Origin of the sequence: Catenovulum maritimum (genome assembly GCF_001050375.1) — a bacterium.
Taxonomy (GTDB): domain Bacteria; phylum Pseudomonadota; class Gammaproteobacteria; order Enterobacterales; family Alteromonadaceae; genus Catenovulum; species Catenovulum maritimum.
The window spans coordinates 73,444-96,826 of the sequence record NZ_KQ130483.1 but is presented as its reverse complement, the minus strand read 5'-3'; the positions used below and the strand labels follow the sequence as shown (position 1 = coordinate 96,826).

At 36.0% G+C, this 23,383-nt stretch carries 25 protein-coding genes; 20 read left to right on the top strand and 5 right to left on the bottom strand.

Annotation, left to right across the window (positions count from 1 at the left end; translation table 11 throughout):
- The first annotated feature begins 12 nt into the window (after positions 1-12).
- The 8 genes from cmk (at position 13) to hpf (ending at position 6,202) form a co-directional block, all read left to right on the top strand.
- Positions 13-702 (top strand): (d)CMP kinase, encoded by a 690-nt coding sequence (cmk, locus tag XM47_RS02970; RefSeq protein WP_048689444.1) that lies wholly within the window; start codon positions 13-15, stop codon positions 700-702.
- Positions 703-794: 92 nt separating this feature from the next.
- On the top strand, positions 795-2,474 hold the full coding sequence (gene rpsA / locus XM47_RS02965; protein WP_048689442.1) for a 30S ribosomal protein S1: 1,680 nt from the start codon (positions 795-797) through the stop codon (positions 2,472-2,474).
- Between the two features lie 89 nt (positions 2,475-2,563).
- Positions 2,564-2,845 carry an integration host factor subunit beta gene (ihfB, locus tag XM47_RS02960; protein WP_048689440.1) on the top strand — a complete coding sequence of 94 codons (282 nt, stop codon included), beginning with the start codon at positions 2,564-2,566 and terminating at the stop codon, positions 2,843-2,845.
- Between the two features lie 22 nt (positions 2,846-2,867).
- Positions 2,868-3,155 carry a lipopolysaccharide assembly protein LapA domain-containing protein gene (locus tag XM47_RS02955; RefSeq protein WP_048689437.1) on the top strand — a complete coding sequence of 96 codons (288 nt, stop codon included), beginning with the start codon at positions 2,868-2,870 and terminating at the stop codon, positions 3,153-3,155.
- Positions 3,155-4,306 (top strand): hypothetical protein, encoded by a 1,152-nt coding sequence (locus tag XM47_RS02950; RefSeq protein WP_048689434.1) that lies wholly within the window; start codon positions 3,155-3,157, stop codon positions 4,304-4,306. The genes XM47_RS02955 and XM47_RS02950 overlap by 1 nt, the downstream gene beginning before the upstream one ends.
- 1 nt (position 4,307) lies before the next feature.
- Positions 4,308-5,018 (top strand): orotidine-5'-phosphate decarboxylase, encoded by a 711-nt coding sequence (gene pyrF / locus XM47_RS02945; protein ID WP_048689432.1) that lies wholly within the window; start codon positions 4,308-4,310, stop codon positions 5,016-5,018.
- Between the two features lie 128 nt (positions 5,019-5,146).
- A complete protein-coding gene (locus XM47_RS02940; RefSeq protein ID WP_172656494.1) occupies positions 5,147-5,665 on the top strand; it encodes a hypothetical protein in 519 nt (172 codons plus the stop codon).
- Between the two features lie 180 nt (positions 5,666-5,845).
- Positions 5,846-6,202: a ribosome hibernation-promoting factor, HPF/YfiA family gene (gene hpf / locus XM47_RS02935; protein WP_048689429.1), complete on the top strand. Its 357-nt coding sequence runs from the start codon at positions 5,846-5,848 to the stop codon at positions 6,200-6,202.
- A gap of 312 nt (positions 6,203-6,514) precedes the next feature.
- Here hpf and minE read toward each other — a convergent pair whose 3' ends face one another.
- From minE to minC, 3 genes are read right to left on the bottom strand one after another with little or no spacing between them, the layout of a single operon-like run.
- Complete coding sequence (gene minE, locus XM47_RS02930; protein ID WP_048689426.1) at positions 6,515-6,778, bottom strand: cell division topological specificity factor MinE; 264 nt, start codon at positions 6,776-6,778, stop codon at positions 6,515-6,517.
- 6 nt (positions 6,779-6,784) lie between these two features.
- Complete coding sequence (minD, locus tag XM47_RS02925) at positions 6,785-7,594, bottom strand: septum site-determining protein MinD (RefSeq protein ID WP_048689425.1); 810 nt, start codon at positions 7,592-7,594, stop codon at positions 6,785-6,787.
- Between the two features lie 16 nt (positions 7,595-7,610).
- A complete protein-coding gene (gene minC, locus XM47_RS02920; protein WP_048689422.1) occupies positions 7,611-8,339 on the bottom strand; it encodes a septum site-determining protein MinC in 729 nt (242 codons plus the stop codon).
- A 286-nt stretch (positions 8,340-8,625) separates the two neighbouring features.
- Here minC and XM47_RS02915 point away from each other — a divergent pair, with 286 nt between their 5' ends.
- From XM47_RS02915 to XM47_RS02900, 4 genes are read left to right on the top strand one after another with little or no spacing between them, the layout of a single operon-like run.
- Complete coding sequence (locus XM47_RS02915) at positions 8,626-8,922, top strand: YcgL domain-containing protein (protein ID WP_048689419.1); 297 nt, start codon at positions 8,626-8,628, stop codon at positions 8,920-8,922.
- On the top strand, positions 8,915-9,952 hold the full coding sequence (locus XM47_RS02910) for a lytic murein transglycosylase (protein WP_048689416.1): 1,038 nt from the start codon (positions 8,915-8,917) through the stop codon (positions 9,950-9,952). Before XM47_RS02915 ends, XM47_RS02910 begins: the two co-directional genes overlap by 8 nt.
- The gene (locus XM47_RS02905) at positions 9,952-10,614 is read left to right on the top strand and encodes a fumarylacetoacetate hydrolase family protein (protein ID WP_048689413.1); all 663 of its coding nucleotides are present in this window, start codon (positions 9,952-9,954) and stop codon (positions 10,612-10,614) included. The genes XM47_RS02910 and XM47_RS02905 overlap by 1 nt, the downstream gene beginning before the upstream one ends.
- 1 nt (position 10,615) lies before the next feature.
- A complete protein-coding gene (locus XM47_RS02900; protein ID WP_048689411.1) occupies positions 10,616-11,116 on the top strand; it encodes a YcgN family cysteine cluster protein in 501 nt (166 codons plus the stop codon).
- A 7-nt stretch (positions 11,117-11,123) separates the two neighbouring features.
- Here the strand turns inward: XM47_RS02900 and XM47_RS02895 are convergent, their stop codons facing one another.
- Positions 11,124-12,086, bottom strand: coding sequence for a sensor histidine kinase (locus XM47_RS02895; protein WP_048689408.1), 963 nt, complete (start codon positions 12,084-12,086; stop codon positions 11,124-11,126).
- A gap of 25 nt (positions 12,087-12,111) precedes the next feature.
- Positions 12,112-12,660: a heme NO-binding domain-containing protein gene (locus tag XM47_RS02890; RefSeq protein WP_048689406.1), complete on the bottom strand. Its 549-nt coding sequence runs from the start codon at positions 12,658-12,660 to the stop codon at positions 12,112-12,114.
- Between the two features lie 186 nt (positions 12,661-12,846).
- On the opposite strand from XM47_RS02890, the gene XM47_RS02885 reads away from it, so the two are divergent.
- From XM47_RS02885 to XM47_RS02850, 8 genes are all read left to right on the top strand, one after another.
- Positions 12,847-14,403, top strand: coding sequence for a GumC family protein (locus XM47_RS02885; protein WP_077066454.1), 1,557 nt, complete (start codon positions 12,847-12,849; stop codon positions 14,401-14,403).
- A gap of 71 nt (positions 14,404-14,474) precedes the next feature.
- Positions 14,475-15,665: a glycosyltransferase gene (locus XM47_RS02880; RefSeq protein ID WP_048689403.1), complete on the top strand. Its 1,191-nt coding sequence runs from the start codon at positions 14,475-14,477 to the stop codon at positions 15,663-15,665.
- Between the two features lie 40 nt (positions 15,666-15,705).
- A complete protein-coding gene (locus tag XM47_RS02875) occupies positions 15,706-16,908 on the top strand; it encodes a glycosyltransferase family 2 protein (protein WP_048689401.1) in 1,203 nt (400 codons plus the stop codon).
- 499 nt (positions 16,909-17,407) lie between these two features.
- Positions 17,408-17,743 (top strand): STAS domain-containing protein, encoded by a 336-nt coding sequence (locus XM47_RS02870; protein WP_245623410.1) that lies wholly within the window; start codon positions 17,408-17,410, stop codon positions 17,741-17,743.
- A 40-nt stretch (positions 17,744-17,783) separates the two neighbouring features.
- Positions 17,784-18,980, top strand: a complete 1,197-nt coding sequence (locus tag XM47_RS02865) for an OmpA family protein (RefSeq protein ID WP_048689398.1) — start codon at positions 17,784-17,786, stop codon at positions 18,978-18,980.
- Positions 18,967-21,099: an SLBB domain-containing protein gene (locus tag XM47_RS02860; protein ID WP_048689396.1), complete on the top strand. Its 2,133-nt coding sequence runs from the start codon at positions 18,967-18,969 to the stop codon at positions 21,097-21,099. The genes XM47_RS02865 and XM47_RS02860 overlap by 14 nt, the downstream gene beginning before the upstream one ends.
- A complete protein-coding gene (locus tag XM47_RS02855) occupies positions 21,096-21,824 on the top strand; it encodes a tyrosine-protein kinase family protein (RefSeq protein WP_048689393.1) in 729 nt (242 codons plus the stop codon). The genes XM47_RS02860 and XM47_RS02855 overlap by 4 nt, the downstream gene beginning before the upstream one ends.
- A gap of 12 nt (positions 21,825-21,836) precedes the next feature.
- Positions 21,837-23,351: an ATP-binding SpoIIE family protein phosphatase gene (locus XM47_RS02850; RefSeq protein WP_048689391.1), complete on the top strand. Its 1,515-nt coding sequence runs from the start codon at positions 21,837-21,839 to the stop codon at positions 23,349-23,351.
- Positions 23,352-23,383: the final 32 nt, after the last annotated feature.

Sequence of the window (23,383 nt, the reverse complement as noted above, 5' to 3'; positions counted from 1 at the left end):
AAGAGGTTAGGGATGGCGGACAATATTCCTGTCATAACTATTGATGGTCCAAGTGGGGCTGGCAAAGGAACAGTTAGTAAAGTTATTGCGGACAGATTAGGTTGGCACTTTCTAGACAGTGGGGCTATCTATCGCGTATTAGCGTTAGCGACTGTTCACCATGACATAGATCCATTAGACGAAGACTCAGTAGAACCTTTAGCGAGCTTCTTAGATGTGCATTTTAAATCTTCTCCTGATTCTGATGTAACGCATGTGATTTTGGAAGGTGAAGATGTTACAACTGCAATTAGAAATGAAAAAATTGGTGCCGTTGCTTCTAAAGTAGCTTCATTACCTAGAGTGAGAGAAGCTTTACTACGTCGACAACGTGCATTTAAAGAAGCGCCTGGATTAGTAGCTGATGGGCGCGATATGGGTACTGTTGTATTTAAAAATGCACAAATTAAGATTTTTTTAAGTGCTAGTGCCGAAGAAAGAGCTAAAAGACGCTATCTTCAGTTGAAAGATACTGATCCAAGCGTTAAAATTGAACATCTTTTATCCGATATTCAAGCTCGTGACGAACGCGATAGTAATCGCAGTGTTGCGCCTTTGATTCCGGCTGATGATGCTCTAGTGATAGATTCAACTAATTTATCAATAGAAGAAGTGGTTGATCAAGTCTTTAACTATATGCAAGAGACATTTGATCAAGCATAGTACAACTAAACCTAATAGGATTTTAGGTTATTTTTAACAACCCTAGATTAACTGGATGTGATCTAGATTATTAATTTAAGAAAACTTTATTTATGACTGAAAGTTTTGCAGAGCTTTTTGAAGAAAGCTTGAATGAAATCGAAACCCGTCCTGGTGCCATTGTTAAAGGTACTATCGTAGCTATCCAAAAAGATGTTGTTCTTGTTGATGCTGGTCTTAAGTCTGAAGCAGCTATCCCAGTTGAACAGTTCTATAACGCTCAAGGCGAAGTAGAAGTTAATGTTGGTGATGAAATTGATGTTGCTCTAGATGCAGTTGAAGATGGTTTCGGTGAAACAATCCTTTCTCGCGAAAAAGCTAAACGTCATGAAGCTTGGATCCGTCTTGAGAAAGCTTGTGAAGACAGTGTTACTGTTACAGGTTTAATCAGCGGCAAAGTTAAAGGTGGCTTCACTGTAGAAGTTGAAGGTATCCGCGCATTCTTACCAGGATCTTTAGTAGACGTTCGTCCAGTTCGTGATACTACTTATCTTGAAGGTTCTGAGCTTGAGTTCAAAGTAATCAAGTTAGACCAAAAACGTAATAACGTTGTTGTTTCTCGTCGTGCAGTTATCGAGCAAGAAACAAGTGCTGAACGTAGCGAATTACTTTCTAATCTTGAAGAAGGTCAAGAAGTTGTTGGTATCGTTAAGAACTTAACTGATTACGGTGCGTTTGTTGATTTAGGTGGTTTAGACGGTTTATTACATATCACTGATATGGCATGGAAACGTGTTAAGCACCCAAGTGAAATCGTTAATGTTGGTGATGAAATCAATGTTAAGGTTCTTAAATTCGACAAAGAAAAATCACGTGTATCATTAGGCCTTAAACAAATGGGTAGCGATCCATGGGCTGAATTAGCAGCTCGTTTCCCTGAAGGTGCTAAATTAGAAGGCCGTGTAACTAACTTGACTGACTACGGTTGTTTCGTAGAAATTCAAGAAGGTGTTGAAGGTCTTGTACACGTTTCTGAAATGGATTGGACTAACAAAAACATCCACCCATCTAAAGTTGTTAACTTAGGTGACGTTGTTGAAGTTATGGTTCTTGAAATTGACGAAGAACGTCGTCGTATTTCTTTAGGTCTTAAACAATGTAAAGGTAACCCTTGGGAAGAGTTCGCTAAGAACTTTGCTAAAGGCGACCAAGTTAGCGGTAAGATTAAATCTATCACTGATTTCGGTATCTTCATTGGTCTTGACGGTGGTATAGACGGTCTTGTTCACTTATCTGACATTTCTTGGAATGTTGCTGGTGAAGAAGCTGTACGTAACTACAAAAAAGGTGAAGAACTTACAGCAGTTGTTTTACAAGTTGACGCAGAGCGCGAACGTATTTCATTAGGTATCAAGCAAATAGATGAAGATCCGTTTACTGATTACCTGACGAATAACAAAAAAGGTGCTATCGTTACTGGTACAGTAACTGAAGTAGATGCTAAAGGTGCTACTGTTGAGTTAGCAGATACAGTTTCTGGCTATATTCGTGTTTCAGACATCTCACGTGACCGCGTTGAAGATGCAAGCACTGAATTTAAAGTTGGCGACTCTGTAGAAGCTAAGTTTATGGGTGTAGACCGTAAAAACCGTGTTGTTAGCTTATCTATCAAAGCGAAAGATGAAGCAGACGAAAAAGCGGCAGTTGAATCTGTAAATGCTAAGCAAGAAGATTCAGCGGTATTCAGCAATGCAATGGCTGAAGCATTCAAAAACGCTCAAAAAGGCGAGTAATGCATAGTAAGGGAGCTGTATAGCTCCCTTATTTTACTTACCCTTTAATACTTTGGCACTAAACCAATAAATCAACCGGAGTATGCACTATGACAAAATCAGAATTAATTGAAATCATGGCCACAAAACAACCGTCTTTATCAATTAAAGAAGTTGAATTAGGCATTAAAGAATTAATCGATCACATGGCTGATTCTTTAGCTAATGGTGAGCGAATTGAGATTCGTGGATTTGGAAGTTTTTCACTTCATTACCGAGCGCCTAGAGTGGGTCGTAACCCTAAAACTGGTGATTCAGTAGAATTAGATGGTAAATTTGTACCTTATTTCAAACCAGGTAAAGAATTGCGTGAGCGTGTAAACGCCTTTTAAACCTTATATTAGGTAATTTCTTTTGAAGATAGCTTTATCTTTATTCATATTTGCTATTATAGCTGGCATTTTGATGTTGCTTTCGTCTTATCATACACAGATAGTCCAGCTTAATTATTTATTTGCCAAAGCTGACCTAACACTTGCAACAGCTTTATCTATCTTTCTTTTTTTAGGATTTTTTATTTCAACCTTAGCTTGGGTTTTATACATAACAAAAGTTTCGTTAAAATTAAAAGCTAGTCAGCGTAAAATTAAAAAATTAAACAATGAGATAGAACTTCTTCACCTTCAATTAAAAGATAAATAATGCCTGAACTTCTTTTTTTATTGCTCCCACTGGCCGCTTTATACGGTTATATAATGGGGCGCAACAGCTACCGCCAAGCTCAACTAAAACAACACGAAAAAATTAACCAAGATTTTTTATCTGGACTCAATTTATTATTGAATAATCAGAGAGATAAAGCGATTAATGTGTTAATCGAAAATCTTGAAGTCAATAATGAAACATTTACAACTCATATTGCGCTCGGCAAATTATTCAGGGCTAAAGGTGAAAATGACCGAGCAATAAAAATTCACCAATTTTTGGCTAAACAAGATGTATTAACCCCAGAGCAAAGACGTGAATCTATTATCCAGCTTGCTAGAGATTATATAGATTGTGCGCTTTATGATAGAGCAGAGCAGTTGTTACTCCCTTTGTTATCTGAAGAAAAATGCGACAGAGAAGCTAGAGTGATGCTTTCTCAAATATATCAGGTATTTAAAGATTGGCAGAAAGCGTTTGATGCGATCGAACCTTTAGAGCCAAAAGATGGTGAAGCTTGTGATACTACAAAAGCTTATTTGTTATGTGAAATTGCGTCTTCTGAAACCTCAGATGCGACTAAACTGGGTATGCTTCACCAAGCGATTCAATATAAAAATGACTGCGCTAGAGCTTATTTAGATTTAATCGACCACTATTTATTAAACCAACAAATCGATCACGCTCAAGATTTATGTCATAAATTTGCTAAAAACTGTGCAAGTTATATCGCATTATTAATACCTATTCTAGAAAAAGTATTTACTGATGAAAACCAACGGTTAGCCTTTTTGCTAGAAGTGAGTTCGAGTATAAAAAGCTCTTCAGTAACCGCTGCTATTAGTCAAATTTATGAAAAACAGAATAAAAATACGGAAGCACGTAAATCAGTATTAGCCACACTAGAAAAGCATGCGACTATCTCCGGGTTTGCAAATTTACTTAAATTAAATGCAAATAAAATTGATAGTTCAGATTCACGTCAAATGATGCTTAATCTTGAGAAAATGGTTGTTACAAAAATTCAGCAACTACCGAATTATGAATGTGACCAATGCGGTTACCAAGGTAGTTTACTATTTTGGCAATGTCCTAGATGCAAGCACTGGGGTAGCGTCAAACCTATTATCGGTTTAACAGGAGATTAATTTGTCTACTACTTGTCTTTCGCCAGTTATCGTTGCGCTAGATTTTAATGATATAGAAGCTGCAAAAAACTTAGTTGAGCAGTTAGAGCCTTCACAATGTAGGTTAAAAGTAGGCAAAGAAATGTTTACTTTGTTTGGGCCTGAGTTTGTTCGCTTTCTGGTCGCTAAAGGATTCGATGTTTTTCTTGATTTAAAATTCCATGATATTCCCGCTACAACAGCTAAAGCTTGTGTAGCCGCTGCAAAATTAGGTGTATGGATGGTTAATGTCCATGCAAGCGGTGGATTAAACATGATGCAAACGGCTAAAAAAGCCTTAGCTGATAATTTTGAAAATCCGCCTATGTTGATCGGTGTTACTGTATTGACCAGCATGGATGATTCGGATTTACAAAAATTAGGAATAGCTAAGTCACCTGCAGAGCAAGTTGTTTCGTTAGCTACTCTAGTAAAAGAAGCTGGGCTTGATGGAGTCGTGTGTTCCGCACAAGAAGCTAATTTATTAAAGCAAGAACTAGGTAGCTCGTTTAAGTTAGTCACACCTGGAATTCGACCTGCTGGCAGTGATGTTGGTGACCAAAAACGAATTATGACACCTTCAGATGCGATCAATGCAGGCTCTGATTATTTGGTTATTGGTAGACCAATTACACAGGCTGAAAACCCGATGCAAGTGCTTAATCAGGTTAATCAATCTTTAGGTTTTAAATAACGTTTTTAGCTTTTTTGAGCATACATAGTGCTACTTTTGTCCATGAGTTAGCACTATGTTTTGTCCTTACATAAGCCTCTCATTTTAGTCTTATTTTTAATCCTTTGGAATAAATATAGGCGGCAATCATGTCTTCATCTCATTTAAGATTATTTTTATCTGCTTTTGTCTCTTTCGTTTTTTACTTTAGTTGGACTTTTTGGGCGAATTATTCAGAGGATATTCCTAGCTCTATCACATTAAGGGCGGCGTTGGTACAATCTTGTTATAGTGCATTTGTTACTTTATTCTTCACTTACATTTTGGAGACCTTGGTTAATAAATATAGAAAGCTTCGAGTATCCTTGCTTTTTGTTGTGCCAATTCTCTGCTCAATACACTCTAAAACTAAACAGAATATTGCTATTTTAAATACTATTAATAATGCAGTTAATCACTCAGCTGATTATTTTAATTCGAAAAAGTTTACCGTTAGTTTATTGATCCCTCTTATACCTTTATCAATACAATCAAGTTTGGTTATTATCGTCAACTTGCTCAATGCAACTCCTAATTTATTTTTGACTGTATTACCGAGTATTATTTTCACAGCGATTTATGCATATAGTTATACTTTGAGCTTACTTAAAATAAATTCAAAAAAATAAGTCTAGAAATCTCACATATTAAGAATATTTGTCTACACTTAAAGTGTCGAAAGATTTTCGATGTATTAAACAAAGTTTAATTATTTATTAAATTAGCACTTGTGTTTAGAAATTTCGTCCCAAGTTCTAGTTATGTAGTAAAAGAAAAATCGATAAACTATGTACTTATAAGGAATAGCCATGAAAATAAAAGTTTCAGGTCATCATGTGGAAGTAAGCGAAAATGTAAAGCAACATGTGGAAGAGAAATTTACAAAATTAGCTAGTCACTTTCCTTCATTATTATCAATAGAGGTTATTTTAACGAAAGAGCACGGGGGATTTGTCGCTGAATCTGTCACTAATTACGAAGGGGTTAGAATCGCCACATCAGGCAAAGATGATGTAATGTACCCAGCAATTAGTAAAGCGGCTAAAAAATTAGATGCTGCTTTAAGTCATAGAAAGGGCCAATTAAAAGGGGATTTACATAAAAAGCCAACTGTGACCACACCTGAAATTGCACATGAAATTGTGCAGGAAATGAATTTAAGTTAAACCTTCTTATAAGAGTGCAGTTAGTAAATTAACTGCACCCACAACAACTCTTATGCACCTAACCAATCTTTTATTTCATTAAATATTAACGAAATTATAATCTATCTGTATTGCTATGTGCCTAGATTAAACTGCTATGATAGCGAGGAAGGGCGTTTCAAAAACACGAGTTTAGATTATACCAGTAAACTATAAACCGTAATTCTACATTCTGTAGTTAAGCCTATACCCTATCAAATTAATTAACAGAACTAACCCTAGCTAATTAATATTAGTTAAGGTTAATTTCTATTATTCTAGAAGCTAGATAAATTACTTAACATCATCCGGTAAAGTCACATTTAGCTCAAGTACAGATAAATCATCTTCATTCTGTTCTAATTGTACTGAGATAGCGTCAGGATCAATATTTAAATAATACTTTCTGATTACTTCTAAAATATCTTTCTCCATCGCACTAAGCATATTGCCTTGATCATCTGCACGTCGTCTTTGTGCAACTATGATTTGCAATCTTTCTTTAGCTTGATTTGCTACCGTCGTTTTTTTAGGACGGAAATAATTCAATAAAGACATAATCCATTAACCTCCGAATAAACGTTTGAAAATACCTTTTTTCTCTTCAGATAAAAAACGGTAATCTACTTTGTTACCAAGTAACCTTTCAATTGTATCTAAGTACGCTTGACCAGCATCACTTTGTTCATCAAGTATAACGGGTTCACCGATATTTGATGCTTTTAATACAGCTTGTGATTCTGGTATTACGCCAATTAACTTAACGGCTAATATTTCTGATACATCTTCAACACTCAGCATTTCGCCTTTTTCAACACGACTAGGGTTGTAACGTGTTAATAATAAATGTTCTTTTACTGGCTCTAAACCTTGCTCTGAACGACGAGATTTTGAAGCAAGAATACCTAAAATACGATCCGAGTCACGTACAGAAGATACCTCTGGGTTAGTTACAACAATCGCTTCATCAGCAAAATAAAGTGCCATTAATGCACCTTGCTCTATGCCAGCTGGTGAATCACATATTATGTAATCAAATTTTTCTGACAGGTCATTTAATACCTTTTCAACACCTTCTCGGGTCAGTGCATCTTTATCACGTGTTTGTGACGCAGGTAGAATGTATAAGCCTTCAACTCTTTTATCTTTAATAAGAGTTTGAGTAATGTTTGAGTCGCCATTGATTAAGTTTACGAAATCATAAACAACACGGCGCTCTACACCCATAATTAAATCAAGATTACGTAGACCAATATCAAAATCGATAATAACTGTTTTAAAACCTTTTAAGGCTAAACCTGTTCCGATTGCAGCACTTGAAGTTGTTTTACCAACACCGCCTTTACCAGATGTAACAACAATAATTTGAGCCATTAATAAAACTCCCTACTTAAATTTCTAATTCTGTAGCGGAGAGCGAATCTCCGTCTAATGTAATATATCCAGCTTTACCCCAAACTGAATCTTGGAGTTGTTCGCTGGTCCAATAATTTCCATTGATACTAACTAGCTCTGCTTCTAATTTGTGACAAAAGATGCGTGCTGATTCGTCACCGCTTGCGCCTGCAATAGCACGGCCTCTTAATTGGCCATAAATATGTATACTGCCATCCGCAATAACTTCGGCACCATTACTAACCATACCTATAATGACTAAATCTGAATCTTTTGCGTAAATTTGCTGACCCGAGCGTAAATTTTGTCTCAGTATCTTACTTGGTGTGTAAGAGGGGACTTTAACTTCAACTGGAACCTCAACTCTTTCATAACGTACTTGAGTTGGACCGTCGCTGCTTTGCTTATTTGTCGGAGACTTAGCTTCATTTAAACAAGCCAAACCAGCTGCTTTTATGACACTTTTTTGTTTATCTGTCGCACCTGAGATACCCACAGGGACAACATCAAGGTCAGCCAATTTTTGTTTTAATTCGGTAAAATCTATGATCGCACCATCCAATTTTTCGATGTTGATGACAATTGGTGCCATTTTAAAAAATTGAGGGGCTTGTTTGATTTTATCTGCCAAAGCTTGGCAAGTTTCAGCAACATTGCTGGATTGAAGGTGTAAAACGGATAGGGTAAAACCACTTCCTTTTAATTCAATTGTCGAGTCGGACATATATATTATTTTTCTTAGAATTAGAGTCTAATTGTAGAACGCAAAGTACCAATATTTGGCAAACATGTTATAGTGCTGCTTATATGAACGCAAGTATTAATCTCTTTAATCTATGCGGCTTTAAGCTAATTTAACTGTACAGGCATTAAATTAATTAGAGCAAAACAAAAAATAGTCAGTTAGTTAAATATTTAAGCTAATTGGAAACTATTCTGTAATTTAAGATTCTCAATAATTTTCACTTAAACCATTCAAACAATTGAGTTTAAGAATAGGATATTAGTTCATGTTATGTGCTGTTTATAAAAGTAGTAAAAAAGACGAAACCTTCTTATATCTTCCAAAGCGTGATGATTTCTCTAAAGTACCGGAAGATTTTATGGCTGTCTTTGGTACACCCATATTTGTACTTATGATTGATATTTCCAAGCGTAAATCTTTAGCCTTGGTCGATATCGAGAAAGTTAAAAAAGAAATTGTAGATCCGGGCTATTTTATTCAGCTGCCACCACCAAAAGAAAATTTACATGACCAACATTTAGATAGGTTAAAAAAGCAAGGGAAGTTAAAAACAAATGATTAAACATTTTTTCATTAAAGCGAGCTTTATTGGTCTAACTTTATTTGGTCAAGTGAATGCAAATGATTTTACCGCAGATGAAGCTAAATTTGATAAATTTATAGCCGAGTTAAAACTAGAAGCAGTTGCTAAAGGTTATGACAAATCATTAATAAACCAAGCTTTCGAAGGGGTTAAGTTTAAACCTAAAGTTATTAAAGCTGATCGCAATCAGCCAGAGTTTGTTGAAACTTTAGAAACTTACCTACCTAAACGTGTACCACAATATAAGGTCGATAGAGCGCGCGCTGAGTATAAAAAGCATAAAGACTTGCTAGAGAAAATTGGTCAAGACTATGGCGTGCAACCTAGATTTATTGTTGCACTCTGGGGGCTAGAAAGCGCATTTGGCAAATACCAAGGTAAATTGCCACTGGTACCTTCATTGGTTACTTTAAGCTATGACGGCCGCCGCGGTGCGTTTTTCAAAAAACAGCTATGGCATGCTTTAGATATAGTTAAAAATGGAGAAGCTGATTTAAGCCAGCTAAAAGGTTCTTGGGCTGGTGCTATGGGGCAAGTTCAATTTATACCTAGCTCTTTTAAAGCTTATGCTGTCGATTATGATGGCGATGGCGTTAAAGATGTTTGGAAAAATCAAGCTGATGTATTCGCTAGTGCTGCTAATTATTTAAAATCAGTTGGCTGGAACAATGATTTAACTTGGGGTCGTCAAGTTAAGCTACCTGCTAATTTTAATTATGATTTAGCGATACCTACAAAAACTAAAGGTAGAAGTGACTGGTTAAAGAAATGGAATGAAACTGAAAGAAGTTTAGCTGATTGGCAAGCTATTGGCTTAAGACGCATGGATGGTAAAAATTTACCAATACGCGATCTAAAAGCAGCGCTATTATTGCCCGATGGAAAAAAAGGACGAGCTTACTTAGCTTATGATAATTATAAAGTATTAATGCATTGGAATCGTTCTTATTATTTTGTCACGACCGTTGGCTATTTGGCTGACAGAATTGGTTATCCGGCGGTTAAATAATGACTTATCAACACATAGATATTAATGGTCAATTAATTGATTTAACGGCTAGTAAAGCGGTTTGTATTGGTGCTAATTATCTTGACCATATTAAAGAAATGTCTTCTATCACAAATGAAGAAGCTGTTTTTTTTATTAAGCCATCAACGAGTTTAGTTCCGCTTGAACCTGGCTTTTCAATTCCCACTCAATATGGTGAATGTCATCATGAGTTAGAAGTTGCTGTTTTAATCAAAGATAAATTATCGAACGTGAAGGCTGAAGAGGCAAAAAGTGCGATATGGGGATTTGCCATTTCATTGGATTTAACCCTACGAGAAAAACAAAAACAGCTTAAACAGTTAGGTCGGCCATGGGAGCGAGCCAAAGGATTTGATGGCGCTTGCCCTGTATCAGGATTTATCCCTTATTCTCAAATCGAAAATATAGATTCTGCTAACTTCTCGCTTGAAGTAAATGACCAGATAGTACAAAGCTCAGATGCTAGTTTTATGATACGCAATATATACCAAGTTATTGCGCAAGCGAGTGAACAATTCACCTTGTTACCAGGTGATATCGTTTTAACTGGCACGCCAGCTGGCGTTGGGGCATTACATCCAGGCGACCAATTAGCACTTAAGTTTAATCAACATCAATTTAAGACAGAAGTTACTGAGTAATATGACAGAGCAAAAGCCATTTTGGGAAACGAAAAGTTTAGAACAAATGGAGCGTTCTGAGTGGGAGCAAATTTGTGATGGCTGTGCTAAGTGCTGCCTTCATAAATTTATTGCAGATGATACAGTTGAAGAGATTACAACCACGGACAAGTTTAACGAAGGTGAAACCATAGATTTCACCAATATCGCTTGCCAATATTTGAATGATAAAACATGTAGTTGCACTGTCTATCCCAAAAGAAGAGAGTTGGTCCCTGATTGTGTAGAATTAACCCCAGAAAACTTAAATGACATTTTCTATATGCCCCCAAGTTGTAGCTATCGTAGATTACAAGAAGGACGTGGGTTACCAAGTTGGCATCCTTTATTAAATAAAGGAAAAAAATCTAAGATGCATCAAGTTGGTATTTCAGCACGTGGTAAAGTTATCAAAGATAATCAAGTTGATATTGAAGACTTTGAAGATTACATAGTGAAGTGGCCGTTAAAAGATTTGGATTAGCAGAGAGTTAGCAAGAAGGCAGTTTAATTTTAAATAAAGTGCCTTTATTCATTTGGCTTTCAACTAAGATCTCACCTTCATGCTGTTTGATTATTTCTTGTGAGATAGCTAAACCCAAACCGGTTCCTTTGCCAACGGCTTTTGTACTAAAAAATGGATCAAATATTTTGGTCATTATTTCAGGTGGAATACCTTTACCATTGTCTTGAATTTCTATTATGACTAAATGGTTATCATCATAACTTTTTATTGTTATTTTTCCTTGTTTATCAATAGCATGAGAGGCATTTAATAATAAATTTAAAAATACTTGGCTCAATTTACCTGGAAAACCCAATATGTTTTGCGTTGATTGGAATTGATAGTCCAATTCAGCATGGTGCTTAATTTCATTTTTAACTAAATGTACAGTTTGTTTTAGCACATGATTGATATCGACTTGTTCTTTAGATTTACCGTCAGCATGCGAAAACTCCCTCAGGTCAGTTACAATTGTTTTGATTCGATTTAATCCCATTCTCGAATCTTTAATGAGTTCTGGCAAATCTTCAAATAAGTAATTTAATTCAAATTTTTGCTGTAATGCTTCTACAGTTTGGCTGAGCTGTGCATTTTGCTCTATGGTTTGTTTAATCTCAGGTATTTGATTAAATTCATTTAGGTAATCCAAGAGCTGTTGTACGTATTCGTTTAAGGTTTCCAAATTTGAAATTACAAATCCTGTTGGAGTGTTGATTTCGTGCGCAACGCCTGCGGATAACTGTCCAATAGAAGCCATTTTTTCTTGTTGAATAATTTGTACTTCTTGTTTTTTTAAAGTGTCATAAGCTTCCGTTAATTCTTTATTTAATTGAAATAAAGAGCGAGCTTTATCTTCCAATAAATTTTCAGCTTCGGCTCTTGCTGTTTTTTCCCTGACTAATTTTCGTTCTAATAACGCAATTCTTTTTTGCAAATCTTCTGTTGTCATTTGCTTTGTCCTTAGTCGGGAGGGGCTATTGATACTTTAAATTGAAGATGATTTTGGTTTCAGGATCACAGCTTAAGTTCTTAGTTTTTATATTTAAGTCTTCATTATAATATTTGGCCGTACCCTCTATTAAACCTAACGCGAGTTGTGAAAAGTCATGTTTAGATTGATAAGTCAGCTCTAGTTCTGTTTCAGATATTTGCTCATAGCTAAATCTAGGTAGATCTGCATCTGGGTAGAGTTTATGAACTTCGACATGAATATGATCATCTATGCGTTTAAATAAACTAAAACTATTTGGACATTCCTGATAGAAATGGGGAAATTTGGTATAGAAAGCAGATGCTAGATGCAGGCCAAAAGCTTTGACAAGGTCGGCTATAGGCATATCTACGGCCTTGCTGAGACTAGTGACTAAAGCGAGTAACTCTAAATAATTATATGTACCAACTGTAGTATAAGCACCGCCTGTTTCTAACTTATCGAAATTATCATCAATGATTTGATCAAGTATTTCTTCTCCAAATGTACTTTCAACCAGTTTAATAAATTCGTCAAAGATAATTCCTTTCATAAATACTCACTCTTAGGCAAAGTTAATAATAGTTTAGGTTAAATATAGCTAAATCTAGATAAATAAGCACATTCAATTCACCACCCCATCTTTTATCTTGGCAAGCCAATTGCAAACTCATTGACTAGTAGTGAAACAATTTCAGCCTGTTTGCATAATGCAAAAAAGGATTGATTTGGAGTTTAGATGTTAGTTAGAGATCAAATTAAAAGGTTAACCTATTTAGGCTTATACGCGATTGTTCAGCGTAGTCGCTTATTTTGGTTACCTTTTTTAATCACACCTCTAGTTATTATTGGAATGTCTTTATCCGCACCAAAGCAATATGTGAATCACGCCACTATCTTATTGGAGGAATCTTCATTATTAAACCCATTTTTAGATGATCTAAAATTTTCTTTTGAATTAGAAGAGCGTATGTCGGCATTAAACACGCTTGTCTTGAGCCGTAAAGTGTTGAATCAAGTTGCTAAAGATGCTGGTTTGGTTTCGCAAAACGCAAATGCAGCTGAATTATCTAAAATGCAACAGAAGCTAGCGAACTCAATTTCACTCAAATTAGTTGGAGACGAGTTAGTTAAGATCCATTTTAAATGGACAGATAAAACTCAGATGAAACCTGTCCTAGAAAGTATTGTAGAACATTTTATCGAGCGTTTACTGGCACCGACCAAAGCTTCTCTAGATACTTCAGAAAAATTCTTTGCAGAGCAGCTTGCAGTTCAAAGAGTTGAACTTGAATATGCTGAAGCCAAGTTATCAGATTATAAAAAACAACATAGTGATGTTTTGCCGGAACTATTTAGCGAAAACAGAAATACTTTACAGTCAATTGAAAAGCAGAAACAAATTAAAGGGGTTGAGCTTTCTGGTGCTAAAGCAAGATTAGAGTCATTGATTACTAAACTTGGCCGAGCTAACCCAATAGTGGGCATGTTAGAAGAAAAAATAGTGAGAGCAGAATCGGATTTAACTTTATTGAAGGCTCGTTACACCAACAAACACAGCAAAGTACAGGCTAAACAAAGAGCTTTGCAAAGTTTGAAAATACGCCAAAGTGAGTTAATGCAAATTGAACACAAATTGGACCCTGATAATTTAGAGCAGTTGTGGCAAATGGCAAATACCTTACCCAATAAAATAGGTGAGGATACAGGTTCCAACTTGCTTGTGTCACAAATTATTGCTTTGCAAGATGCAAAAAATAATGCAGAGCAAATTCAGCAAGAATTCGACATGCTGGTTGAACAAGCCAAATTATTAACGGAGAAAATGTATCAATCATCTGATATTAAAACTGAAATCCAAAAATTAGAACGAGACTACAAGGTTAAATCAGAGTTATATCAGGATATGCTTTCCCGCTACGAAATGGCTAAAGTCACAGGTAAACTCGTGCGTTACGAAGGCCCAGATAAAGTTAAAACCATAGAACGCGCCTATAGCCCAACTCAACCGATAAATATGGCAATTGGGGTCGTAGTTATCATGGCTATTTTCTTAGGCATATTTGCCGGATTTGCGCTTATTTTTATTGCAGAACTGCTGGATAGCAAATTAAAAGATAGCTTCCGAATTCGTCAATTCACTGGGCTTGAAGTCATTAGTATCTTACCCGTCATGACTATATCAGCCAGCGATCGTTTTAATCCTAAAGAAAATAGAGACAGTTCTGAAGTAAGAGGTAAATTCGGCACTGAGTTGAATAAAGATGACAAGGTTTTAAAGCCACAGGTTAATTGAATATTAAACAGAACTGCTAAGGAATGCATGTAAAGGTTAAATTTAAATAGAGTAAATCAGACGAGGCAATTATGAGTATTAATATCGATAAAAATAAGTCAGTTAAAGTATTGCAAGTGATCCAACATTTGAAAGTTGGGGGACTTGAAAAAATGGTTATCGACCTTTTTACAAACAGCCAGTTTAGTCAAGATATGATACTTGTTTCGCTCGAAGATGATAAAGAAAGTGTGTTAACTCGCTGGCCTGAATTAACCGCTCATCAGTCAAAGATAATTTGTTTGAATAAACCAGCTGGTTTTAGTTTAACGACGATAAACCAGCTAAGAAAGATTATAACTAGTCGTAATATTGACATTATTCATAGTCATCACATAGGACCACTTTTTTACGCATCACTTGCGAACTTTGGGCATTTAAAAGTCCGACATATTAATACAGTTCATGATGCTTGGTATTTAAAACATGGAAACCAAGCCTGGTTGACTAAATTTTCAGCCATTTTAGGCGGCGTTGAATTTATTGCGGATGCTAAGGTCGTTGCTAAGCAGTTCATAACGAGTTTTAAAGGCGGCGTAAAGACACCTATAGTGATTCATAATGGCGTAGATGAAGATAGATTTGTTGCAGGGAATAAACATCAAGCTAGAGAAATTTTTGATTTGCCACAAAACAAAATTTTAGTTGGTTGCGCAGCAAGAGTTGAGGTTGGCAAAGGTCACGATGCTTTGATTAGACAGCTATGCTTTGCTGATGAAAATATGCATTTAGTTATGGCTGGTAGTGGATCTGAAATGGCAAATCTACAAGCTTTATGTCGAGAGTTGAATGTTGAGAACAAAGTTCATTGGCTAGGTCGGGTTGACGACATGCCGAAGTTTTATCAATCACTTGATGTATTTTGTTTGTTTTCACAGCGCGAAGGGCTTCCACTAAGTGTTTTAGAAGCCATCGCTTGCGATACTCCGGTTGTTGCAACTCGAGTTGGAGGCATACCTGAAATAGTCACTAAAGCAAATTGTGTATTAATTCCATCATATGCAGAAGCTGAGTTAAGTTTGGCTTGGGAACAGGCATATAACTTGCGTTATCAAGTTAAAGGAAGTGAATTTGAACCGGATTCTGAAACTAATTCGCAGAATGCTAATTTAATTGGTGCGAAACGCAAACAGAATCAAGGTGTGATTAGACAAACATTAGCCGAGACAGGCAAATTAAAACAAATGGTTGCTAGTTACGATAAAAGATTTGCCAATATTTGATGTGAAATAGACATTAACAGACTAATAGAGAGGTTAAATTATGAATATATTACTTTGGTTTATTATTTTGACTGTGTTGTTGGCTTTTGTTTACCATCATTGGGTTTACCCTGTTGTGTTAAAAAAACTAGCAAAAGGTAAATTAGTTCAGTTAAGCCAACAACACTTACCTAAAAACCTACCAAAAATTTCTATTTTGGTGCCTGTCTATAACGAGGCTCAACATTTATTAAACAAGGTAACTAATTTAGCTGCTCTAGATTATCCTAGAGATAAATTATCAATACATTTTGGCCTAGATGGCTGTACAGATAATAGTGCTAAGCGAATAAAAGATGCGATGACGTTGGCTGAACAGAATGGACTGAATTGTCAATTACATGAATTTAAAGCGAATAAAGGCAAGATTCAAGTGATGAATAAGTTAATATCTAAATTAAAGCATCAAGCTGATATTTTAGTTATGACGGATGCAAGTGCACTTATCAGCATTGATGCCCTTAAAGTTAGTGTTATTAATTTACAAAATCAGAACATAGCAGTTGTTTCTGGTAAGTACTTATTAGCAGAAGAGGGTAACCAAAACGAGCAAGCTTACTGGACTATGCAAAATGATATAAGAATTAACGAGAGTAAATTAGGTTCTTCTATTGGGGTTCCTGGTGCTTTTTTTGCTATCAGAAATGAACTTGCATCCGAACTTAGTTCAAATGTTATAAACGATGATTTTGTTATGCCGATGATGGCTGTTATTAAAGGCTATAGAGCTATTATTGATGACAGAATTCAAATTGTTGAAATGCAACCAGATAGCACAGACTGTGAATTAAAACGAAGAATGCGTTTAGGGGCCGGAAATTTACAGCAATTATTTATTTGCAAGGCACTGATAAACTTTTCAACTACAGGTCTATGCTTTTTTTCGAGTAAATTTTTACGAGGAGCTTTACCCTTAGGTTTGTTTAGTTGTGGTATCAGCCTTATGTATTTGGCTGTGGCTGGCAGCGTGGTTGCTCTTGCTTTAACGCTCGTTATTTTAGCTGCGATTGTTTCCGGGTTTTGTGCTGAGAAACTAAATAAACGCATCCCGTTATGTACCATGGCCTATTATGCTTTTAGTCAATATGTTGCTAGTTTTGTTGGGCAAATCTTTTACTTTTTAGGTCGCTATGATAAGTCTTGGTCTGGCAGTGTAAATAAATTAAAGTCAAATGTAACAAGTAACAGAGAGTATTCAAGATAAGGCGTTTGCTTGAGAATTTTATTATTAAACCTTATGAGTATAAGTTTATTGCTTTAGTTTGAAGTAAAGCTGAGTAGGCCCATGGATGGGACAAGTAGGCTGAAATTTCAGTTAAACTGATCTAGCAAAATCGTACTGAATGAATAGCCTATTATTCATGGATAATACACGAATTAAGTCCCTCTAGTGTTTTTAGTTTCATACTGGCTTAAAGTACTTGTTGTGTTCAAACTCAAATATTGCCCTGTAACATTAGATTAATTAGCCCGTGCTGTGTTGTTACTATTAATTTCGATTGAATTTTTCCTAAAATCATTTGGAAAGATTGATAAAAGCATATTTGCAAAATGCAAAATAGCTACCATTCTCTAGTGTTGCAATTTGAAAATTAACCATTAATTTCCAGTAAGTTATTGATTAAATTTGTTTTTTAATTAAATTTAGACTTGGCATCTAACTTGTAACTCTCCCTGTAACTCGAAAATTACAGGTGTAGATTATGAAAATTAGAATCCTTGAAAATGATGTAGCAACAGGCAGCATGACAAAGATGGCAAACTTAGATTTAGCTACTGAGTTTGATGCACATGAAGTCGCAAATTATAGAAGCTTGTTAGACGAGCTGGCTGAAGCTGAATTGGATGTCGTTAATTTAGATTGTTCTAATATGAGGTTTATCGACTCATCTGGTATTGGTGCAATTGTTTACTTATATAAGCGATTAAACCGCCGTAATAGTCAATTAACTCTATCTGGTGTATCTGGTCAGCCATTAAAACTCATGACAATGTTGAGAGTTAATCAAACCATTCCCTTCATCGAGCAAGCAGCATAAATGCGACCTCTTCATTAATTTATCTTTAGGTGGGTTTGTCATGCATATTTATAAACTAAATCAAATTAAGCATTGTTTGTCTCGTATTTGTCTTGTTTCTAGCTTAGGTGTGTTGAGTGCATGTTCTAGCTGGCCTGAGGAAGGTAAAGGCGGTTGGGCTGAGGTTTACCCACCTGATCATGTGATGGCAAACGAAACTTGGTATTGGCAGAGTGAAGCTGTGTTATGGCGTGAATATCAACAACAAAAAATAGTCTTAGATATGATGATTAATCATGGTTTACATAATTGTTTACCGGGTCAAATGCACCAAGCTCAACTCAAAAGTAATCGAATTAATCGTGAGTTAGTTGCTGAGTTATTTATCGATGCGGAACAAGATTTAAAGATCTGGGCTCATCAATTAGTCAGTTTACAAAAAATGTTTAATCAAGTTCGCCAAGAAACAAACTGTGCAAGCAAGATGAATGTATCGAGTCAACTTAGCTATCAGTTGAAAACGGAAGTTGATGGATCTAACAAACAAGCTCTAGTTACTCCGCATTCAGGACAAAAAAGTGTGGTGCTAAATCCAATGCGAGAGTGGTTGAAAGTTCTACAACAAACATCTGAGTTAGAGGCTTTATTAAATAGCGATAACTTGTTTGCATTTGATAGTTCGGATGTAACGCCAAAATATCAAGTTCGTTTAGCGCAAGCTGTAGAGCTAATAAAACAATTAAGTCTAGAGTTAAATTTACTGGAGATTAGTTTAACTGGCTATGCCGATGATAAGGGGAAAAGTGATTACAACATAGAGTTGGGTTTAAAACGTGCGCAAGCAGTTAAGAATTTTTTACATTTAGCTGGAATTAATACTGAAATCTTAAATGTACAAATTAAAACGACTAGTATGGGGGATTTTAATTTAGCGAACGAATTATCTCAGCAGTATAAAATACATCCAGTGGCTAATGATGCTGTACGTCATTCTAATCGTCAGGTGATTGCTCAAGTTAGTATTTCAACTGAAAATCAACTCGCTTTTTTGAAGCGGTTTCAAGTAGATGAACTAAGCACTCTAACTTCAGAACACAGTCAAATAAAAGATGAATATTTAGAGCTAACCAAGTCTGAGAATAATCAAGAAAAGCTAAATAAACCGGCAGAACCAAAACAAGTTAAGTATTGGCAATCCTTATTAAATCAAGTGTCATATCAAACCCATGAATCAGGAGTTCAACATGAAAACCACTAGATTATTTTGGAAATTGTTACTGACGCTTTGTTTAGTTACTGGTTTCAACTCTAATAGTTTTGCAAACCAAGATGCATCGGAAAATCAGCTCTCTATAGGCGACAAGCTTTATTTACATTTACCTGGTGAGCCCGAGTTTGATGATTTATTTCAAATTGAATTGAGCGGCAAAATTAATTTACCAGAAATAGGTAAAGTTCATTTAGCTGGAAAAAATATTAAAGCGGCTGAACAGTCTTTAAAATTAGCTTTGTCAGTTGCTTATATAGAGCTATCACAATTTTATATTGAAGTTAGAAAAAGAGAAAAGATCGTCACAGTATTGGGTTATGTCAATGAGCCTATGCAGGTAAAAGTGCCTGAATATGGCAATGTACAAATGGTGTTAAACCAAGCGAAAGGCTTAAAGCCTGGCGCACAATTGGACAAGTTTCAGATCCGTCGCAACGGAGAGGTATTAGTTTTTAACTACAAAGCCTATTTAGACTCTGGAGATATTCAAATTTTACCAGATGTACAAAGTGGCGATGTATTATTCGTTCCTGCATCACCTTTAATCGGTAATGTACAAGTCGAGTTTGACTCACAGACACTTGCTTCTGGCGGTGATGCGAGTGCAAGCAATAAAGCGGTAACTTTATTCGGTGAGTTGCATAGTCCTGGTACCTTTTCATATAAATCTGGGATGAGTTTAATCGATGCTTTAATGCGAGCCGATGGTGTAACTCGCTATGCGGATGTAACTAAAATCCGTGTTATTCAAAATAACTTAGATAAAAATTCAGAGCCAAGCACATTTGACCTTAAAGCTTATTTAGACTCAGGCAATAATGATTTGTTACCTCAAGTATATGAGGGAACCACTATCTATGTACCTATTATGGTAGATGATGTCGATGTAACAGCTAGAACAGTTTATATCATGGGAGAAGTACAAAAACCGGGTTCGTATGAGGCACCCAATAATGTTTCATTTATGGATATTTTAGCCAATGCAGGCGGGCCTACGCGTTTTGCTGAAACGCGTCAAATACGTTTATTAAAAGAAAGCGGCGAAACGATACATATAGATTTACAAAAGTATAGTGAAAATCATAGCCAAAATATTTTACCGCCTATCGTACCTGGAGATGTGATTTTTGTTCCAGAAAAAACAGACATAAACGAAAAAAGTTGGTTAAAAATACCTTCAACTAGAGCAGTAAAAGTTATGGGCGCTGTACATCATCCTGGTCGCTATGAATGGAGTAATGAGATGGATTTAATGGACTTGTTAGCCCATGCAGGCGGGCCATTAAAAGGCGCTAATTTAACGGATATAAAAATAGTTAAAAAAGGCGATACTAAGCAAAGCATTATTTTCAACCTAACTCAGTTTGTCGAGACTGGTGGTGAGTATGCATTACTACCTGAGATTGTTGCCGGAGACACTATAGTGGTTGAAGAACTACCACATGATCCAAAAGATAATAAATCACAATGGATACGTCAAAGCTCTGAAAAATCAATTTATGTTATTGGTCAGGTTGGAGCCCCGGGGCGTTATGCATTTTCTTCTGAGCTGCATTTCCTAGATATTTTGGCCGCTGCTGATGGAACCAATAGTAATGCGGATATCCGCAATATCAGAGTAACGCATAGAAATGGTCATGGCACTCGGGTAAGTAAAGTCGACCTAGCTTTATATTTTGAAACAGGAGATGAAACTTTATTACCTAAGGTGCTACCTGGCGATACTTTGTATTTTCCTGAAAAACAAAAAAATTGGTTACAAACCTCTAAAAATCAGGTTGTTAGATTAATGGGGTCGGTACAGAATACTGGACGATATGATTTTGATGACTCTATGACTTTACTCGATTTGCTGGCTGAATCAGGTGGTCCTACTGCAGATGCCATGATAGATAAAATCGTGGTTGTCAATAATGGTGGTTTAAAAGAACAATCACGAGTATTTGATTTAGAGGACTATGTTAAGAATCCCGACCCGAGAAAAATGCCTTTATTAAGGGCAGGAGACACGGTTTATGTACCAGGGCAAGATGAAAATACTTGGCGTAACCGTTTTAGAGATGCTTGGGATGTTATTGCAATTGTAGCTTTGGTGGCGGGTTTATGAAACAGATACCAGAAAATTATCAAGAATTAGATGAGATATGCTTTGCGTTAGATAATGATGATGTCAAAACTATTGTGGTGACATCTGCACAAGGCGGGGAAGGGTGTTCGTCTCTCGTTGTCTCTTTGGCAAATCGATACTTAAACCTAAATAGAAATGTCTTGGTGGTTGACCTAAATCTTAAAGATCCAATCTTAGCCCAATGGTATGAAATGGGTGAACTAGCGCCATGGAGCTTTGCTGATATTAGCTGTCAGCTAGCTGTAACAGAAGTAAAAGGCTTGAGTGTTTTGTCTGCTAAAAGTTTATGTACTAAGGTCACAGTTAGGGAGCATCAGGTTATGAGGAATGCTTTATCCCGTTTGGTACAGGAATTCGACATTGTCATTTTTGATACATCACCCGTAAATGCGGTTAATAAAGAGAATATACCGCCTTCATTATTAGCCCAATGGAGTGATGTTGTATTAGCTTGCGTTAGTCTAAATTACACTCAAGACAGCGACCTAGCTAAAATGATGATTAACTTAGGCGAGAAAAATACTGAAAAGGTTAAAATAGTGATTACTCAACAAAATATGCCAAGCTTAGCTAAGTTGATCACTGCTAAATTAGAAAAAATGATATTGTCGACTAATCCTGTTACTGCTTGGATTGGACGATTTGTTATGACTAAATTAAGAACTAAGTTAAGCACAAGTACTTGGTTGAAAACGAATCCCTAAACGAGTCCGATATTGAATATTCTATATCATAAAAGCTTTAGCTTAAATACAGCTATATTATCAGAAATACGCTGTCTATTAGTTGCGATTTGCAAAAAGCAAAATATCGCCGATGCGGACATGGATAATCTAGGTACTGGCATTACTGAATATTTAGTGAACTTATTGGAACATGCGCGAGCTCAGGACACTTTAGTGACTGTTTCAATCGGCTTAAATCAGCAAAACTTATTTATTGAGATTATTGATGCTACCCCTCATTTTGCTGAGTTTTATCGCTACGCTAAACAAGGTGCTATCAATATAGCTGAAGGCGACTTGATGGTATCTGGAATGGGACTCGGTTTAATTATTACCTTGTTTCCAGACTGTGAATACGAAAAACAAGAGCAATTTAATCGTTTTTGTATTCAGCTTAATCAGAACTGGCAGTCAAAAAAAGTGCTCGTAATCAAGAATATAAATCCAGATTCACCACCAGATTTAGCTGACTTTTTGCGCTTAGTTGAACTCAGTTTAGAACCCAATTTTGCTTGTACTTTTATTGATTCCACCTCTGATACAAATCTTGAGGGACAACTGGATAAAAGCTATCGAGCCGTTGTTTATTTAGCAGATAAGAATCAAAGTTTGAGTCGTGAAGGGCTTGCCAAATTGTCTAAACTAAATCAAAAATTACAAGCTTTACCTATTATCTTGGTGAGTTCTAATAAAGATAATTTAGGTTTAGCTCAAACTAATATGCATGGTGTGACAGATGTGCTTTTAGCCAGCCAAGTCGAGATTGAATTATCAGCTCGAGTTGAAAAATCAATTTGTCGCTCCAGTATCGAATACTTAGGTTATGCTGAACTCAAGCAAAATAGAGATAGATGTTGGCATAATATTAGTGCTAACTATGTGATGAGCACCTTTGGCTCGATCAACCATAAGTGCGGTGGTGATTTTTTAGTTCATGTTAAAAAGCAAGATTACGACTGGGTTATTTTGGGCGATGTTATGGGACATGATGAGCTTGCCCGGCAAGAATCTATTATGGTTCAGGGATTTTTATTAGGTTGTTTACAGCAAGAGAATATGACAACGGCTTTACTCGCTAAGAAGTTATCTGATGCTTTGTATCAAGATGAAATTTTAGAGGCAAGCCTTCTGACCTGTCTTATATTAAAAATTTCGAATGAGGGCATAGACCTTATAAACCTAGGTCACCCTAAGCCTATTTTATTTAATCCAACTAATCAGTACCAAGAATTTGGCAATATTCAGCCGATGTTAGGCTTGAACCGAGACACAAATTATTCATCCGAATCATTTAAGCTGGAGCAAGGTGATAGGCTCATTTTAGTGACGGATGGGGTGTTTGAAAATAATGATAAACAATGCCTTGGAATACAATGGCTTGAGACTATACTTAAAAGAATAAAAAATAATCACAATCTTGCTGAGCAAGTTTGGTTAAAAGCACTACCTAAATTATCACAAGAAATTGATGACGCTAGCTTAGTTTGTTTAGAGCGGCATTTATAATGAATTTATAGATTAGGTTAGCGAGAAAAATA

What these genes read in the sequence shown, in the direction of transcription:
- XM47_RS02890 (WP_048689406.1), bottom strand. Translation starts at nt 12,660, where the DNA reads ATGAAAGGAATTATCTTTGACGAATTTATTAAACTGGTTGAAAGTACA.
- XM47_RS02905 (WP_048689413.1), top strand. Translation starts at nt 9,952, where the DNA reads ATGACTTATCAACACATAGATATTAATGGTCAATTAATTGATTTAACG.
- ihfB (WP_048689440.1), top strand. Translation starts at nt 2,564, where the DNA reads ATGACAAAATCAGAATTAATTGAAATCATGGCCACAAAACAACCGTCT.
- hpf (WP_048689429.1), top strand. Translation starts at nt 5,846, where the DNA reads ATGAAAATAAAAGTTTCAGGTCATCATGTGGAAGTAAGCGAAAATGTA.
- XM47_RS02915 (WP_048689419.1), top strand. Translation starts at nt 8,626, where the DNA reads ATGTTATGTGCTGTTTATAAAAGTAGTAAAAAAGACGAAACCTTCTTA.
- XM47_RS02940 (WP_172656494.1), top strand. Translation starts at nt 5,147, where the DNA reads ATGTCTTCATCTCATTTAAGATTATTTTTATCTGCTTTTGTCTCTTTC.
- XM47_RS02895 (WP_048689408.1), bottom strand. Translation starts at nt 12,086, where the DNA reads ATGACAACAGAAGATTTGCAAAAAAGAATTGCGTTATTAGAACGAAAA.
- XM47_RS02875 (WP_048689401.1), top strand. Translation starts at nt 15,706, where the DNA reads ATGAATATATTACTTTGGTTTATTATTTTGACTGTGTTGTTGGCTTTT.
- XM47_RS02885 (WP_077066454.1), top strand. Translation starts at nt 12,847, where the DNA reads ATGTTAGTTAGAGATCAAATTAAAAGGTTAACCTATTTAGGCTTATAC.
- XM47_RS02860 (WP_048689396.1), top strand. Translation starts at nt 18,967, where the DNA reads ATGAAAACCACTAGATTATTTTGGAAATTGTTACTGACGCTTTGTTTA.
- XM47_RS02880 (WP_048689403.1), top strand. Translation starts at nt 14,475, where the DNA reads ATGAGTATTAATATCGATAAAAATAAGTCAGTTAAAGTATTGCAAGTG.
- rpsA (WP_048689442.1), top strand. Translation starts at nt 795, where the DNA reads ATGACTGAAAGTTTTGCAGAGCTTTTTGAAGAAAGCTTGAATGAAATC.
- XM47_RS02950 (WP_048689434.1), top strand. Translation starts at nt 3,155, where the DNA reads ATGCCTGAACTTCTTTTTTTATTGCTCCCACTGGCCGCTTTATACGGT.
- XM47_RS02865 (WP_048689398.1), top strand. Translation starts at nt 17,784, where the DNA reads ATGCATATTTATAAACTAAATCAAATTAAGCATTGTTTGTCTCGTATT.
- XM47_RS02910 (WP_048689416.1), top strand. Translation starts at nt 8,915, where the DNA reads ATGATTAAACATTTTTTCATTAAAGCGAGCTTTATTGGTCTAACTTTA.
- cmk (WP_048689444.1), top strand. Translation starts at nt 13, where the DNA reads ATGGCGGACAATATTCCTGTCATAACTATTGATGGTCCAAGTGGGGCT.
- minD (WP_048689425.1), bottom strand. Translation starts at nt 7,594, where the DNA reads ATGGCTCAAATTATTGTTGTTACATCTGGTAAAGGCGGTGTTGGTAAA.
- minC (WP_048689422.1), bottom strand. Translation starts at nt 8,339, where the DNA reads ATGTCCGACTCGACAATTGAATTAAAAGGAAGTGGTTTTACCCTATCC.
- XM47_RS02870 (WP_245623410.1), top strand. Translation starts at nt 17,408, where the DNA reads ATGAAAATTAGAATCCTTGAAAATGATGTAGCAACAGGCAGCATGACA.
- XM47_RS02855 (WP_048689393.1), top strand. Translation starts at nt 21,096, where the DNA reads ATGAAACAGATACCAGAAAATTATCAAGAATTAGATGAGATATGCTTT.
- XM47_RS02900 (WP_048689411.1), top strand. Translation starts at nt 10,616, where the DNA reads ATGACAGAGCAAAAGCCATTTTGGGAAACGAAAAGTTTAGAACAAATG.
- minE (WP_048689426.1), bottom strand. Translation starts at nt 6,778, where the DNA reads ATGTCTTTATTGAATTATTTCCGTCCTAAAAAAACGACGGTAGCAAAT.